The organism is Streptomyces sp. NPDC046712 (assembly GCF_040645695.1).
GTDB lineage: Bacteria > Actinomycetota > Actinomycetes > Streptomycetales > Streptomycetaceae > Streptomyces.
The window spans coordinates 120,745-134,852 of record NZ_JBEYYW010000025.1 but is presented as its reverse complement, the minus strand read 5'-3'; the positions used below and the strand labels follow the sequence as shown (position 1 = coordinate 134,852).

Annotated in this window: 17 protein-coding genes; 16 read left to right on the top strand and 1 reads right to left on the bottom strand. The window is 70.1% G+C overall.

Going from position 1 to position 14,108, the window contains the following annotated elements:
• The first annotated feature begins 163 nt into the window (after positions 1-163).
• A complete protein-coding gene (locus ABZ939_RS28355) occupies positions 164-454 on the top strand; it encodes a hypothetical protein (RefSeq protein WP_361861026.1) in 291 nt (96 codons plus the stop codon).
• A 113-nt stretch (positions 455-567) separates the two neighbouring features.
• On the top strand, positions 568-867 hold the full coding sequence (locus ABZ939_RS28350; protein ID WP_361861023.1) for a hypothetical protein: 300 nt from the start codon (positions 568-570) through the stop codon (positions 865-867).
• 30 nt (positions 868-897) lie between these two features.
• Here the strand turns inward: ABZ939_RS28350 and ABZ939_RS28345 are convergent, their stop codons facing one another.
• Positions 898-1,755, bottom strand: coding sequence for a hypothetical protein (locus ABZ939_RS28345; protein ID WP_361861020.1), 858 nt, complete (start codon positions 1,753-1,755; stop codon positions 898-900).
• 302 nt (positions 1,756-2,057) lie between these two features.
• On the opposite strand from ABZ939_RS28345, the gene ABZ939_RS28340 reads away from it, so the two are divergent.
• The 14 genes from ABZ939_RS28340 (at position 2,058) to ABZ939_RS28275 (ending at position 14,098) form a co-directional block, all read left to right on the top strand.
• Positions 2,058-2,270, top strand: a complete 213-nt coding sequence (locus tag ABZ939_RS28340) for a hypothetical protein (RefSeq protein ID WP_361861017.1) — start codon at positions 2,058-2,060, stop codon at positions 2,268-2,270.
• 97 nt (positions 2,271-2,367) lie between these two features.
• Positions 2,368-3,345: a hypothetical protein gene (locus tag ABZ939_RS28335; protein WP_361861014.1), complete on the top strand. Its 978-nt coding sequence runs from the start codon at positions 2,368-2,370 to the stop codon at positions 3,343-3,345.
• 28 nt (positions 3,346-3,373) lie between these two features.
• Positions 3,374-4,576, top strand: coding sequence for a phage tail protein (locus ABZ939_RS28330; RefSeq protein WP_361861012.1), 1,203 nt, complete (start codon positions 3,374-3,376; stop codon positions 4,574-4,576).
• Positions 4,573-5,820, top strand: a complete 1,248-nt coding sequence (locus tag ABZ939_RS28325) for a tape-measure protein (protein WP_361861009.1) — start codon at positions 4,573-4,575, stop codon at positions 5,818-5,820. Before ABZ939_RS28330 ends, ABZ939_RS28325 begins: the two co-directional genes overlap by 4 nt.
• 30 nt (positions 5,821-5,850) lie before the next feature.
• Positions 5,851-6,777, top strand: a complete 927-nt coding sequence (locus ABZ939_RS28320) for a phage tail protein (protein WP_361861007.1) — start codon at positions 5,851-5,853, stop codon at positions 6,775-6,777.
• A gap of 55 nt (positions 6,778-6,832) precedes the next feature.
• On the top strand, positions 6,833-8,032 hold the full coding sequence (locus tag ABZ939_RS28315; RefSeq protein WP_361861004.1) for a hypothetical protein: 1,200 nt from the start codon (positions 6,833-6,835) through the stop codon (positions 8,030-8,032).
• 40 nt (positions 8,033-8,072) lie between these two features.
• Complete coding sequence (locus ABZ939_RS28310) at positions 8,073-9,257, top strand: hypothetical protein (RefSeq protein ID WP_361861001.1); 1,185 nt, start codon at positions 8,073-8,075, stop codon at positions 9,255-9,257.
• Positions 9,258-9,309: 52 nt separating this feature from the next.
• A complete protein-coding gene (locus ABZ939_RS28305) occupies positions 9,310-10,455 on the top strand; it encodes a hypothetical protein (protein ID WP_361860998.1) in 1,146 nt (381 codons plus the stop codon).
• A gap of 10 nt (positions 10,456-10,465) precedes the next feature.
• Positions 10,466-11,596, top strand: a complete 1,131-nt coding sequence (locus tag ABZ939_RS28300; RefSeq protein WP_361860995.1) for a hypothetical protein — start codon at positions 10,466-10,468, stop codon at positions 11,594-11,596.
• On the top strand, positions 11,596-12,168 hold the full coding sequence (locus ABZ939_RS28295) for a hypothetical protein (RefSeq protein WP_361860992.1): 573 nt from the start codon (positions 11,596-11,598) through the stop codon (positions 12,166-12,168). The genes ABZ939_RS28300 and ABZ939_RS28295 overlap by 1 nt, the downstream gene beginning before the upstream one ends.
• Before the next feature lie 58 nt (positions 12,169-12,226).
• Positions 12,227-12,604, top strand: coding sequence for an ATP-binding protein (locus tag ABZ939_RS28290; RefSeq protein WP_361860990.1), 378 nt, complete (start codon positions 12,227-12,229; stop codon positions 12,602-12,604).
• A 71-nt stretch (positions 12,605-12,675) separates the two neighbouring features.
• Positions 12,676-13,587, top strand: a complete 912-nt coding sequence (locus ABZ939_RS28285; protein WP_361860987.1) for a peptidoglycan-binding protein — start codon at positions 12,676-12,678, stop codon at positions 13,585-13,587.
• Positions 13,588-13,614: 27 nt separating this feature from the next.
• Positions 13,615-13,848, top strand: a complete 234-nt coding sequence (locus tag ABZ939_RS28280) for a hypothetical protein (RefSeq protein WP_361860984.1) — start codon at positions 13,615-13,617, stop codon at positions 13,846-13,848.
• The gene (locus ABZ939_RS28275; protein ID WP_361860981.1) at positions 13,835-14,098 is read left to right on the top strand and encodes a hypothetical protein; all 264 of its coding nucleotides are present in this window, start codon (positions 13,835-13,837) and stop codon (positions 14,096-14,098) included. Before ABZ939_RS28280 ends, ABZ939_RS28275 begins: the two co-directional genes overlap by 14 nt.
• Positions 14,099-14,108: the final 10 nt, after the last annotated feature.

Here is a 14,108-nt window from a genome sequence, read left to right as displayed (position 1 = left end):
TTGTCGGCGACACGCAGTCGCGACTCCTGCTGGATCACGTCTATCTCCTGATTGTCTGCCGGTTCCCGGCGGGGGCCCGTCCCTTACGGAACGGGACGGCGGACCGCCGTCCCGCCCCGGCCCCTCTCCTCTTCACTCACTCGAACAAGGAGTACGCATCACCATGGCCCGTTTCGACGTCAACGCCGCTCGCGCCCAGCGCCTGGAGGCCACCGGCAACAGCTGGTCCTTCGAACTGGACGGCGAGAGCTACACCCTCCCGACCGAACTGAGCCGCGCGACCGCCAAGGCACTGCGCAAGCTCGACGACAACGACGTGGACGGCCTGCTCGCGCTCCTGATGGGTGAGAAGCAGTTCGCTCGCTTCGAGCAGCACGACATCACCATGCAGGACATCGCCGCCATCCTGGAGGCCTACGGCAAGGAGACCGGGCTCGGCCTGGGGGAAGACTGAGCCTCGTCGAGTTCGTCGACGAACACGCCGAGGCCCTTGAGGCGGATCTCCTCCGCTATTACGGCACCGATCTCCTCGACTGGCACCGGGGTGAACTCTCCAGCCGGCGCGTGATGACGCTGATCAAGCACCTGCCCGCGGACAGCGCCGTCCAGCGCGAGATCCACGGGGAGGCCGCGGAGTGGTCGATCTCCGACCATCTCCTCGCGGCGGCGGTGGACCATCTGGCCGTCGCCAACTGGATGTTCCAGTGCGTCAACAGCAGCGAGGACGACGACACACCCGAGCCGCCGAAGCCCGTTCCCCGTCCAGGTGTCACGGACGAGGACGGCGAGGAGCAGGACGGGGACCCGACGGAGGCGGGCGCCGGCGAAGGGGTCTCCCCCGGAGCCCTCGCCCGGTTCTTCGGCTGATGCCCTTGCAGCCCCCGGAGCCCGTTCCCGTCAGGGAGCGGGCTCCGGGGGCGCTTCCTGTGCTCGGTCGACGAACTCCTCCTCCAGGGCCCTGGCCCGCTCCGAAAGCCGGCGCCCCTGCGCGCGCGAGTCCGGTTCACCGGCCCCGGTGCTCCGGCGGTCGCCGCCGGAGCCGTGCTGTACGGGAACGCCGAGCGGCGGCACGATCGGGCGCCCGCCCTTGCCGCGGACGACCTTCCGCACCGGCTGCGGGGTTCGGCGCGTCCGGGTCTCCTGGGCGGTCGGCAGGGCGGTCGGCGACACGTTCTGTTCGAGGGCGGGCTCGTCGGCCCGAGGGCGCGAGGCCGCCTCGTCGCCCGGCGGCGCGGTCGCGTGCTGAAGCTCCGGGTCCGCGTCGGGGCGCGGTACGGGATACGGATCGGGAGCGGGATCGGGCCCCGGTTCGGGCTCCGGCCGCTGTTCGAGGAGCTGACGCTCCCCGCGTATTCGCTCCTCGGCCTGGAGCACCACGGCCGGCGGTTCGAGGAACCGTGCGAACGGCAGCGGGATGACCCGCGCACCGTCCTCGCCCCCCTCCGCGCGCCGCTGGGGGCGGCGGATTCCACGCGCGTCACGTTGACCCTGCGCGTAGGCGTCCGCGACACGCTTCTCGTACTCGCGGCGTATTCGCGGGAGTTCCTCCGACACGGCCTCGGCCCATCCGGCGGTGAAGGCGGCCGTCTCGCGCCGGTCGATCTCGGCGCGGGAGATCACCACCAGGTCCTCAGGTGCGTATCCGGCGACGTGGACCAGTTCGGACAGTCGCGCGAACAGATGAGGCAGATCGGGATTCATCTCGAGCCAGTCGATGGTCTGCGCGCGGCGTCTGGCGCCCGGCTCCCTGTCCATGCGTAAGCACTGCCTTCCAGCCCCCCAGGGTCCCCTCGCGCCCCCGACACCCTTGGCTCCCCGAATTGGTCGGTCCAGGGAACGTGGATCCAGCGTACCCGGTCGTACGGAGACCTTCGGATCCAGTCCAACCCCGGCTGTGATTGTGCTCGCAGACGGATCGTCAGGCGTTTCGCGCTCGACAAACACCGAACAGGTGTTCCAAACTCTATTCGCACAGAAGTTCGAACACGTGGTGCCCCCGCTCCTCACTCCGCGGCGCCGCCACGCACGCAAGGGCAAGCAACGGAAGGCAGGCGTCCATGACTGAGCAGGCCGAGGCATCGCGACCGCACATCCCGCTCCACGACCGCCTTCGCCGGCTTCTCGACGGACCCGTCGCCCTCGACAAGAGAGCGCTGCTCGGCACGCTGTACGCCGAGGTCAGCCGCTGCGAGACCCTCGCGTACACGGCGGGCTGGAACGACGCCCTCGCGACGGTGCGACGCGGCTCCCGCCGGGACGACGACGCCTAGCCGCCCGCCAGCCCCCACGCAAGAGCCCCTGCCGAAGTTCCATGCCGGCAGGGGCTTTTCGGCGCATGGCCGTCACCGGCCGGAAGCGGAGCAACCCATGGCAGAACCAACGAACGCGGAGATCCTCAAGAAGCTCGAGGGCCTCAAGAGCGAGTTGATCGGCACAGAGCCCAAGGTGGTCACCGAAGGGTTCCTCAAGCAACAGCTGCCCGAGAAGTTCATCGAGCGGTTCAAGGAGATGTACGACGAGCTCCACAAGGAGAAGTCGTCCGAGCTTCTCGAGGCTGCCGGGCTGGAGGGTCTCGGCGCTGCGGTCGAGAAATTCCACGAGGGCAACGAGAACAAGGGCGAGTACCTCGCAGCGGCCATCGCGGGCATCCTCGTCCCCTTGGCGATCGGCGCCCTGATCCTCACGTTCCAGGCTCAGGCACTCAAGATCAGCCGAGCCGTCCAGGCATTCATCTTCCGCCGCGACAGGATCATCGCCCGCAACGACGAGGGCACCGGGTTCGGCATCCAGACCCGAGACCACGTCACCAGGCGGGAGGCCGCCGCCGGCGGCGGCACCCTCGCCAACCCGCCGGACCCGGCGACGCTGGAGCCCCTGAAGCGGGCGCTCGGCGACATCAACCGGCGGATCATCAACTTCAACAAGGCCGTCGCCAAGTTCCCGAGCGCTCGCTCGATGACCAAGACGGCGGGCGGTGTCCAGAAGATCAACGACGCCGTCACGGCCTCCAACCCCGAGAAGATCGACAAGGTCGCCCAGGGGGCCGTCAAGCTCGTCGAGGCCGTAAAGGACTACGACCCCAAGAAGGTGCCGGACCCCCGCAAGCTCGAAAAGCTCAACGCGGCCATGGCCAGCGCCAACCCCACCAAAATCAAGGAAGTCGCCACGGCGACCGGCAAACTCGCCAGCGCCCAGCGGCACTTCAACCCGAGGAATCTCCCCAAGGCCGGCAGCCTCTCGTCGGCCGCCCGGGCCGCCGAACGGCTCGCCAACGCGGGCGCGGACGTGGCCCAGGCGTTCAACACCCTCAAGCTCAAGGCCCAGGAAACCGCCGCCGCGCTCTGACCCCCACCCCCACGAAAGGAGGTAACCCGTGTCTCTCACCAGCTCCACGAGGAAGGCATCCGACGCCCTGCGCACCCTCAAGACGCAGGCATCCGGCGCCGGAACCTCGGTCAAGAAGGTCGGCGACGCCGGCAAGTCCGCGTCCGGTCAGCTCAAGACCCTCAAGACCAACGCCCAGGGCTCCAACACCCAGCTCAAGAACCTCAAGACGGCCTCGGACCAGGCCGAGAAGTCCATGGCGAAGGCGGGCAGGACCGCCGAGTCCGCCGGGAAGAAGCTCGGCAAGTACGAGTCCGGTGCCGGCAAGGCCGCCAAGGGCCAGGACAAGCTCAACAAGTCGATGAAGGGCAACTTCCTCGCCCGCCTCATCGAACTCTTCATGCCGCTGATCGAGAAGATCGTCGACATGGCTCTGCAGTCGAAGACGATGCAGAAGATCCTGAAGAAGGCCTTCGACGCCATCAAGACCGTGATCAGTTCGGTCATGAAGGCCGTCGGCCCGATCATGAAGAAGGCCGGTCAGCTGATCAAGACGGTCTGGAACGGCATCAAGAAGGCCATCTCCACCGTCGTCAAGGCCGTCGCCACCGTCATCAAGACCTACGTGAAGATCTGGAAGACGGTCATCACCACGGTCATGAACGCGATCAGGACGGTCATCAGAACCGTCTGGAACGGCATCAAGGCCGTCATCACGCCGGTGGTGAACTGGATCAAGACCGCGATCCCGAACGCCTTCCGGGCCGTCAAGGACAAGATGTCCTCCATCTGGAACGGCCTCAAGGACATCGCGTCCCGGGCCTTCGAGGGCATCAAGAGCGGTGTGTCGGGCCCGATCAACGCCGTCATCGGGCTGATCAACCGGATGATCCGCGCCGTCAACGGGGTCAAGGTCAGTGTCCCCGGCTGGGTGCCGCTCGTCGGCGGCAAGACCTTCGGCGTCAACATCCCGACCATCCCCATGCTCGCCACCGGTGGTGTCGTCATGCCCCGCCACGGCGGTGTCCCGGCGATCCTCGCCGAGGCCGGTGAGGCCGAGGCCGTCCTCCCGCTCTCCAAGCTGGACCGGCTGCTCGCCGTCACCGCCCGCCGCGCCCGCATGGCGGCGCACGCCCAGGGCGGCGGCGGCAAGGGCGCCGGGCTGCACATCGAGCACTACCACGCGGCCCGGGGCAGTGACCCGCAGTCGACGGCGGACGCGCTGATGTACCTGGCGAAGGCGCGCGGATGAGTGCCGCGGTAGTCGCCATGCCGCGGTTCAGGGCGGTCACTCCGGTGATGGACTCCCTGCGGCAGGGCGCCGGCCAGGCGGGCGACTCGCTCAAGCGGCTCAAGCAGGACGTCCAGCGGGCGACCGGCGGCGTGGCCGGGTTCGCCACCGGTCTGCGTACCGCCGGCACCTCCGTGCGCACCCTCGGCACCACCGCCGCCGGCGTCGCGACCTCCGTCCGCAAGATCCAGCGGTCCAAGGCCGACGCCGGCGTCAAGAAGCTCGGCGCCGCCGCCGGCAAGGCGCGTACCGCCGCCGCGAAGTTCGGCCCCGCGATCGGCGGCATCCTGTCGATCCTGGCGCCGCTGCTGCCGATCACCGACGTCATCACCAAGCTGATGGAGACGTACGGCGTCGTCATGACGGTCGCCTCGGTCGCCATGACCGGCATCAACGTCGCCATGCGGGCCAACCCGATCGGCTTCCTCGTCGGCATCCTCGTACCCGTCGCCGCCTGGCTCATCGAGTACGCGATGCAAACCAAGACCGGCCAGAAGATCATGAAGCAGGTCTTCCAGGCGGCGCTGAAGGGCTTCCAGGCGGTCTGGAAGTTCCTCCAGCCGATCATGAAGGCGCTCGGCAAGGCCGTCGGAACCTACTTCAAGGCCTATCTGACCCTGTTCACCACGGCCCTGAAGGTCATCGGCTCCGCCATCGGCGGGATCTCCAAGGTCCGTACCGCCGTCTCCTCCGCCTCCACCGCACTGCGCGGGATCGCCTCCCGGGCCTTCGGCGGGATCAAGAACGCCGTCAAACCGATCCTGTCGTTCATCACCGACAAGTTCCCCGGGTTCTTCCGCACCGCCAAGGACGCGGTGAGCAAGGCCCTGCGCGGCATGGGCGACCTCATCAAGGGCGCTCTGAGCGCCGTCCTCGGCGTCGTCAAGGGGCCGATCAACGGCCTCATCGCCTTCGCCAACTGGATCATCGACGGGCTCAACAAGCTCAGCGTCAACATCCTCGGCAAGAAGTTCGGCGTCGACATCGACAAGATCCCGATGCTCGCCGAGGGCGGTGTCGTCTTCCCCGGCGCCGCCGACGCCCCCCGCATCGACCCGCTCACCGTGCTCGAGAACCGTCGCGTCCCGGCCCTCACCGAGGCACCCCGACCGCCGCACCGCATACGGGAGTTCCACGAGCAGCCCGGTGCCGGTCCCCGGTCGACCGCCGAGGATCTGCTGTTCCTCGCGACCGCCCACCACTGACACCCCATCAGAAGCGAGGTGACGGCCCCCATGGCCGAGACCACAACCGCATACGCCACCGGAAACGGTTACACCGCCGACGTCGCGCCCGGCTCGCTGATCACCCAGGACGGGCAGATCCAGTGGGCCGGGCTTCTCATCGGCCCCGGCACCCCGTTCGCCGTCGACCGCTCCGGCCTCACCGGCTGGGAGGACCTGCCCGAGTACGACTCCTCCGACGCCGAGCGCCCCACCTCGCACGGCGCCTGGCCGGGCTCCCGGTACGCCAAGCCGCGCAAGGTCGGCGGAACGATCGTGCTGATGCCGGAGTACAACGCGGCGCCCGAGGCCATCCGTGCCCTGCGCCAGGCACTCGCCCTGCTCGACGAGGAGCGCTGGCTGACCGTACAGCTGCACGGCGAACTGCTCGCCGTACGCGCGCGGATCGCCCAGCGCGTGATTCCCGCCGACCAGGGCTTCGCCACCCAGGGCACCTCCAAGATGTCCATCCAGTGGCTGGCGGCCGATCCACGCCGCTACGTCGTCGACGAGCAGCTCGCCACCACCACGGCCCCGCAGCCCGAGTCGGGTCTCACCTGGCCGCTGACCTGGCCGCTCGACTGGGGCCAGGCGACGAGCACCGGCGACGCCATCGCCGAGAACGCCGGCTCCGCCGCCACCCACCCGGTGATCACCTTCCGCGGCCCCTGCTCCATGCCGACCGTCACCGAGCGGGTCAGCAAGCGCCGACTGCGGTACGCGATCGACCTGGCCGCCGGCGACGAACTGGTCGTCGACACCGCCAACGGCACGGTCATGCTCAACAACACCGCGTCCCGCCGCCACACCGCCATGGCGGACTCCAGCCCGGAGGAGCTGTTCCTGCTCGAACCGGGCCGTACGGAGCTGTCGTTCCGGCCCGACGAGGCGACCCCGGAAGCACTCATGACGGTCCGCTGGCGCAGCGCCGAGTGGTGACCGAGCCCCCTTCCGCTCCTGACGGATCCACTCCTCCCTACGAAGAGGTGAACCCATGACCGTACGGGCAGCCTGGCTCCAGTCCATCGGCCAGACCCGCGAGGACACCCGCCTCGCCCTCTCCGCCCTGCTCACCCCCAGCGGCCAGAGTCCCGAGGAGACCCCGCTCCGTTCCCGGCCGGGCGTTCTGCCAGGCGGCCTGCTCCTGACCGGCACGGCCCCCATGCAATGCACGATCGGCACCGGCCGGGCCGTCGTGCAGGGCAACGACACCGCCCAGGGTGCCTACCTGGTGGCCGTCACGACCCCGGAGATCATCACGATCACCGACGGTGATCCGCAGTACGACCGGATCGACCTGATCGAACTCGCCGTCGTCGACGACACCTACGACCGTACGGGCGCCACCGAGGCCGTCGTACGGCTCGTCAAGGGCACCCCACAGGCCACCCCCGTGACGCCGGCGCCCGGCCCGGGCAGCACCATCCCGCTGTACACGATCCGCGTCCCGAAGGGCACCTCCGCCGGCACCGGTGGCATCGCCTGGGCCAACGGCGGAGTCACCCAGCAGCACTGGCCGGTGGTGGCGCTCGGCGGCATCCTGCCGACCAGCGGCTTCAAGGGGGCGTACATCGGCCAGTACCGGGACGCGGCCGGGGTGCTCCAGCGCTGGGACGGCACGACCTGGGTCTCGTACCCCAAGGCGACCGGCGGGATCGCCCCCGGCTCCCTGGTCTCGACCGGCAGCTACACCGGCCAGTACCGGGACAACAGCGGGATCCTGCAGCGCTGGGACGGCACTGCCTGGCAGTACGTGGAAGGCAGATCGTCCCTCCTGCTCAGCGTCTCGCAGACCCTGACGGCCCAGCAGCAGAGCATCCCGCCCAACGCCTGGACCGTGATCACCATGCCGACCGTCGACGCCGACAGCGCCGCCGGCTGGAACGGGACCGACACCTTCGTCGTGCCGCGCACCGGCTGGTGGCGGATCGCCGCACACGCCGTCTGGTCGAACGACGCCCAGACCGGCACCCGGGGCGCCCGCGTCCTGCTCAACGGTTCCGGCGTGCAGCGCATGACCTGGCTGATCCCCGCGGGCAACAGCGCCATCACGGTCGGCGGCCAGGGCCTGATCAAGCTCACCGCCGGCAACACGCTCCAGCTGGCCGGCTACCAGAGCCACACCGCGGCGATCAAGACGCTCGGCGGCTCCGGCTACGCCTGCACCCTGACCGCCGAGTGGATCAAGTCCTGACCACTCGTCAGCCCACCGACCCTTCGAACGGAGAAACCCCATGAACCTGCGCAGCAGCTGGGTCGCCGAGACCGGCCAGACCCGCGAGGACACCCGGCTCACCCAGATCGGCGCCACCAACCCGCTCAACCCCGTCCAGGTCCGCTCCGGCATCCTGCCCGGCTCGTACGACGGCAAGTACCGACTGTCCGGCTTCTGGATGACGAACGCGTCCGCCATGTCGGCGACGGTCGCCGAGGGCCGGGCCGTCATCCAGGGCGACATCTCCCAGGGCGCCTACCCGGTGACCCTGCCGGCCTCCGAGACCGTCACCTTCGCCCCCGGCGACGCCCTGTACAACCGGGTCGACCTCGTCGTGCTGCGGATCTACGACAAGCTCTACGAGGGCACCCGCAACGAGGCCGTCATCGAGATCGTCCAGGGCTTCCCGGAGCAGTCTCCGAAGGCCCAGCCGGTGCCGGCGCGCAGCCTGCCGCTCTACGAGGTGACCGTCCCGGCCGGCGCCAGCGCGGGCAACGGCGGCATCCCGTGGGCCACCGCCCTCAAGGACCGGCGCACCACCGTCTCCTCCGTCGGCGGCATCCTCCCGGTCGAGGGTCCGATCCAGCCGGGCGCCTACCCCGGCCAGTACCAGGACACCCCGGACAGCCAGCTCCAGCGCTGGGACGGCGGCAAGTGGGTGGCGTACCCGCAGGCCATCGGCGGCGTCGTCCCGAACTCCGTCAGCGCCTCCGCCCAGGGCACGTACACCGGCCAGTACCGGGACGGCGTGGGCGGCCGGCTCGAGCGCTGGACCGGCTCGGCATGGGCCCCGGCCTTCCCGGGTCCGTACTTCAACGACACGCTGACCGCCAGCTACACCACCTCGACGACCTGGGTGAGCACGCTGACCGACCGGGCCGCGCTGTCCGTCACCTTCGTCGCCCCGGGCTCACGGCAGGCCATCCTCACCTTCGGGACGCGGATCCAGCTGGTCGGCACCGGTTCCGGTGCCGGCTTCATGAGCGTGAGGGTCATGCAGGGCACGACCGTCCAACGCGACACCAGCGACTCGCTCGCGGTGGTCTGCCAGTCCCCCGGCAACATCTCCGTCTCCACCACCCAGCGTCTGCACACCCTGACGGCGGGCGCCACCTACACGGTCACCGCCTACTACAGGACCACCAACAGCGCCCTGCAGGCCTGGTTCAACAACACCTTCCTCCAGGTCGTTCCGCAGCACTGAGCCACGGTCCGTCAGGCGACCGCCCCGACGTTTCTTCTCGCCAGGAGATCCCATGCCCGTACGCTCCGGCTGGCTGCTGCCCACTGGGCAGACACGCCAGAACACCCGCATCACCAACATCGGCGCCACCACCCCCGTCAACCCGCTCGGCGTGCGGTCCGGCATCCTGCCCGGAACGTTCGACGGCAAGTTCCGGGTCGGCGGCCTGTGGATGAGCAGCGCCGGCCCGATGACGGCCACCGTCTACGCCGGCAAGGCCGTCGTCCAGGGCGGCAACTCCGACGGCGCCTACCCCGTCGCCCTCGACCAGGACATGACCATCACCTTCGGTGACGGAGACCCGCTCAACCCGCGCATCGACCTCGTCGTCCTGCGCGTGTACGACAACGACGCCGACCTCCAGGGCAAGTACGACGCCGTCGTCGAGATCGTGAAGGGCGAGGCGAAGGCCGTTCCGGTGGCGCCCGGGGCCCCGGCCCGCTCGCTGGTGCTGTTCAGCGTCAAGGTGAAGGCCGGGGCCTCGGCCGGCACCGGCGGCATCGAATGGACGACCTCCGGCACGGTCACCGACCTGCGCACCACGACCGTCGCGGCCGGCGGCATCCTGCCCGTCTACAACAACGCCGGTGTGGCCGGCTCCTACCCGGGCCAGTACCAGGACAACGACAACGCCCACTACCTCCAGCGCTGGGACGGCACCGCCTGGGTCGCCTACCCCAAGGAGATCGGCGGCATCGCCCCCAGCGGCATGGTGTCCGCGGGCAGCTACACCGGTCAGTTCCGCGACAACTCCGGGAGCCTCCAGCGCTGGAACGGGACCTCCTGGGTCAACTACCAGCCGCCGGTGGAGAACGAGGCCACCACCACGGGCGTGACCGCGCTCGCCAACTGGTCCGTGGTCTCGTTCTACGGCCGCCGGACCAAGAGCGGCCTGTGCACCATGACCGTCACCGTCACGCGCACCGGCGCCCAGGTCGACGCCAACAGCGCCGGCAACATCAACGACGAGCCGCTGTGCACCCTGCCCGCGGGCTGGCGCCCGGCCATCAGCGTCGAAGCCACCGCCTGCGACGGCTACGGCAGCGGCGCGGCGACCGTGGCCACCTCGGGTCTGGTCGAGCTGCGCACCTGGTCCTCGAACGGCGCGCTCCTCGCCGGCCGCAACGTCCGCATCAGCGCCACCTACATCCTCCCGTGAGGTCCCCCGTATGAGTCTCGACACGCCTTACCGGGCGATCTTCTGCGATCTGCTCACCGACCAGACCCTGGACATCCTGCCCCTGCGGGACGTCTCCTTCGACGACTACATCGGCAAGGCCGGCTCTCTCTCCGGCACCATCCCCATCCCCAACAAGGCCATCGCCGAGCGGGTCAAGCAGGTCCGGGAAGGCCGCACCTCGGTCTATCTGGAGCGCGGCGGGGACCTGTGGTGGGGCGGCATCGTGTGGACGACCACCCTGCAGTCCAGCGGCCGCGGGGTGCTGACCCTCGGCATCCAGGCCGCCACCTTCGACTCGTACGCGGGCCGCCGGCGTATCCGCACGGACATCACGTACGACACCCCGACCCATCAGCTCGAGATCGCGCGCCGGCTGTGGAACGAGCTCGACGTCCAGACCTACCCCGGCGCCCCCGCGGACCAGGAACCCAAACGCCTCGGGATCACGTTCGGCGACGAGCCGGCCAAGGTCATGCGCACCGTCTCGTGGCGAAAGGGCGACGAGACCGTCTACCTGGACGCGCTCAACCAGATCGCCTCCATGCAGGACGGCTTCGAGCACCAGATCCTGGTCTACCGCGACCCGATCAGCGGGCAGCGGGTCCGGCAGCTGCGGCTCGGCGAACCCAAGATCGTCAACGGGGCCACCGATCTGCTCTTCGACCGGCCGGGCGTCATCCTGTCGTACTCCTTCCCGTACGACGCGACCCGCGGCGGCACCACCGCCATGGCTCGCGGCGCGTCGGTGAACTCCAACGCGGCGGCCGAGTCGCGGCCGCTGTACGGCAAGGAGCAGTACGACACCTCGCTGCTCGTCGACGGCTGGCCGCTGATCGACCTCTCCTCGGACCACAACGAGATCACCGACACGCTCACCCTGGAGTCGCTGGCCACCGCGGAGCTCGCCCAGGCCCGCGGCGCCGTGGTGATCCCGGCGATCACCATCCACCTCGGCGGGATGGTCCCGCCGGCCCTCATCGGGCGCACCGCACGCATCCGGATCCACGACGAGTGGTTCTCGCCGGGTCTCGACGCCCGCTACCGCATCATCGGCGTCAAGGTCACTCCCCCGGAGCGCGGCCGGCCCGACACCGCCGAGCTCTACCTTGAGGAGACCTGATGCCCCAGCTGCCCGAGGACATCATCGACCGGCTCAACCAGATGGAACGTCGGCTGAAGGCGCTGTCCACCGCCGTCAACACCCGTCCCGCGGTCAACGAGTTCCGCCCCGCCACGCAGTCCGGCAGCGTCACCATCACCCGGCCGCTGTTCCGGATCTTCGACGGCTACAACCACGAGATCTTCGCGGACGACATCATGACCGGCGGTCTCGCCCGGCCTTGGCTGCAGCTGATGCCGCCGCTGCCGAGCGAGCCGGCCAAGTGGCCATCCACCACCGCGGCCGCCTTCACGACCATCGCCCGGTGCTCCAACCCCATCTGGCAGCCGAAGATGCGGCTCGCCATCAACACGGCGGCGTCGACGGGCGCGACCGGCCAGGTGCGGGTGCTCGTCGACAACGTCCAGTTCGGTCCCACGGTCACCGCGGGCACCACCTACGACCACCTCGGCCTGCTGCCCGGCGACATGAAGACCAGGTTCGGCCAGACCATGAACATCGAGATCCAGGCCATGGCCAGCGGCGGCACGGTCTACGCCCAGCCCGTCCTCATCCACGGCGCCCAGACCTGATCCGCCCTCCGAGCGGCACGATCCGCAGGATCCGCACGAGGAGTACGAGGAGTACCCCATGAACATCGACCCCACCCAGCCCTGGGGCGTGGCCATCGACTACGCCGGCCGCGCCGTCGTCACCGAGGGCGGCCACACCCTCAACGTCCGCGTCTACGACAACAGCCTCGGCTACACCCTGGAGCTCGACCCGGTCACCGGTCAGTACCCGTCGGTGTACGTCACCGCCGAGCTCACCGAGAAGGGCACGGGCGACGCCTTCCTGCGCGGCTCCGGCCTGATCATCGTCCACGCCAAGGACGGGGTCGCCGTCGTCCCCGACCCGACCGCCGTCCAGCAGGCCGTCGCCGCCGCCCTCGCCGACTTCGAGTCCCGCCGGGCCGCCTACGCCGCGCTCTGCACCACATGGGCCCCCGCCCCTGCCCCGGAGTCGTAGACCCACACCCGCCCCCGTATGCCCGCCCCGTGCCGAACCGGCCGGGGTTTTCTCATGCCTGGAGGACACAGATGGCAGCCCCCCTGTCCGCCGATCAGCTCCTCGCCGCGCTCCGCGCCGAGGGCGTCACCGTCGTCGAGCACGACGGCTGGCGCACCCACAACCGCAACCAGGCCGGCGCCTGGGGCCCCGTGAACGGGGTGATGATCCACCACACCGTCTCCAGCGGCACCGCCTCGTCCGTCGAGCTCTGCTACAACGGCTACGACGGTCTGCCCGGCCCGCTCTGCCACGGCGTGATCGCCAAGGACGGCACCGTCCACCTCGTCGGCAACGGCCGCGCCAACCACGCGGGCGGCGGCGATCCCTCGGTCCTCCAGGCCGTGATCACCGAGACCTACGGCGACCGGCCGCCCGCCCCGCGCGAGCACCAGGGCAGCTCCGGCGCCGTCGACGGCAACGCCCGGTTCTACGGCTTCGAGTGCGTCAACCTCGGCAACGGCACCGACCCCTGGCCGGCCGCCCAGCTGGACGCCATCGAGCGGGCGTCCGCCGCGATCTGCCGGGCCCACGGCTGGGGCGCCAAGTCCGTCATCGGACACCTGGAGTGGTCCGACTGGAAGAGCGACCCCAAGGGGTTCGCCATGCCGGGGATGCGGGACCGGGTCCAGAAGCGGCTCGCCGCAGCCCCCACCAAGCAGTCCCCGGCCGCGCAGCAGCCGGCCGCCCCGCGCTACCAGCCGTTCCCCGGCACCTCGTTCTTCAAGACGAACCCCAGCTCCCCGATCGTCACCGCGATGGGCCGCCGGCTGGTCGCCGAGGGCTGCTCCGCGTACACCGTCGGCCCGTCCCCCCGATGGGGCGAGGCGGACCGGCGCAGCTACGCGAAGTGGCAGCGCAAGCTCGGCTTCAGCGGCTCCGACGCCGACGGCTGGCCGGGCGCCACGTCCTGGAACGCGCTCAAGGTCCCGTACACGAAGTAGTCCCGTACCCCGAAGCAAGGAGCCCCCATGTCCGAAGCCGCCAAGCGCACCGCCCGTACCGTCCTGCAGTCCGCCGTCGCCCTCGCCGTCGTGCTCCCCGCGGTCGTCGACGCCTCCGGCCTCCCGGCCACCCTCCCCTGGGTCGCCGGGGCGCTCGCCGCCGCCGGCGCCCTCACCCGGGTGATGGCGGTGCCCGCCGTGCAGAACCTGCTCCCCGCATGGCTGCGCACCACCCAGGGAGCGGCCGATGACCGAGCCTGAACAGCACGACCCGGTCACCGTCGCCGTCGAACTGGAACGGCTCCGCGGCACGCTGGAGGCGGGCTTCGCCCGGGTCGACGGCTCGCTCGCACTCCTCGTGCAGCGCAGTGACCAGACCGACAAGCAGCTCGCCGACATGGAGTCCCGGCTCGACGCCCTGGAGCGCGGCCGCTGGCCGCTCACCAGCATCGCCGCGCTGACGGCGAGCGCCGGCCTGATGCTCGCCGTCTGGGAGCTGGCGGGCCGGTAGCGCGTACGCC

Bases quoted from the DNA above. Each gene is read 5' to 3' on its own strand.
- ABZ939_RS28355 (WP_361861026.1), top strand. From the start codon at position 164: ATGGCCCGTTTCGACGTCAACGCCGCTCGCGCCCAGCGCCTGGAGGCC.
- ABZ939_RS28350 (WP_361861023.1), top strand. From the start codon at position 568: ATGACGCTGATCAAGCACCTGCCCGCGGACAGCGCCGTCCAGCGCGAG.
- ABZ939_RS28345 (WP_361861020.1), bottom strand. From the start codon at position 1,755: ATGGACAGGGAGCCGGGCGCCAGACGCCGCGCGCAGACCATCGACTGG.
- ABZ939_RS28340 (WP_361861017.1), top strand. From the start codon at position 2,058: ATGACTGAGCAGGCCGAGGCATCGCGACCGCACATCCCGCTCCACGAC.
- ABZ939_RS28335 (WP_361861014.1), top strand. From the start codon at position 2,368: ATGGCAGAACCAACGAACGCGGAGATCCTCAAGAAGCTCGAGGGCCTC.
- ABZ939_RS28325 (WP_361861009.1), top strand. From the start codon at position 4,573: ATGAGTGCCGCGGTAGTCGCCATGCCGCGGTTCAGGGCGGTCACTCCG.
- ABZ939_RS28320 (WP_361861007.1), top strand. From the start codon at position 5,851: ATGGCCGAGACCACAACCGCATACGCCACCGGAAACGGTTACACCGCC.
- ABZ939_RS28315 (WP_361861004.1), top strand. From the start codon at position 6,833: ATGACCGTACGGGCAGCCTGGCTCCAGTCCATCGGCCAGACCCGCGAG.
- ABZ939_RS28310 (WP_361861001.1), top strand. From the start codon at position 8,073: ATGAACCTGCGCAGCAGCTGGGTCGCCGAGACCGGCCAGACCCGCGAG.
- ABZ939_RS28305 (WP_361860998.1), top strand. From the start codon at position 9,310: ATGCCCGTACGCTCCGGCTGGCTGCTGCCCACTGGGCAGACACGCCAG.
- ABZ939_RS28300 (WP_361860995.1), top strand. From the start codon at position 10,466: ATGAGTCTCGACACGCCTTACCGGGCGATCTTCTGCGATCTGCTCACC.
- ABZ939_RS28295 (WP_361860992.1), top strand. From the start codon at position 11,596: ATGCCCCAGCTGCCCGAGGACATCATCGACCGGCTCAACCAGATGGAA.
- ABZ939_RS28290 (WP_361860990.1), top strand. From the start codon at position 12,227: ATGAACATCGACCCCACCCAGCCCTGGGGCGTGGCCATCGACTACGCC.
- ABZ939_RS28285 (WP_361860987.1), top strand. From the start codon at position 12,676: ATGGCAGCCCCCCTGTCCGCCGATCAGCTCCTCGCCGCGCTCCGCGCC.
- ABZ939_RS28280 (WP_361860984.1), top strand. From the start codon at position 13,615: ATGTCCGAAGCCGCCAAGCGCACCGCCCGTACCGTCCTGCAGTCCGCC.
- ABZ939_RS28275 (WP_361860981.1), top strand. From the start codon at position 13,835: ATGACCGAGCCTGAACAGCACGACCCGGTCACCGTCGCCGTCGAACTG.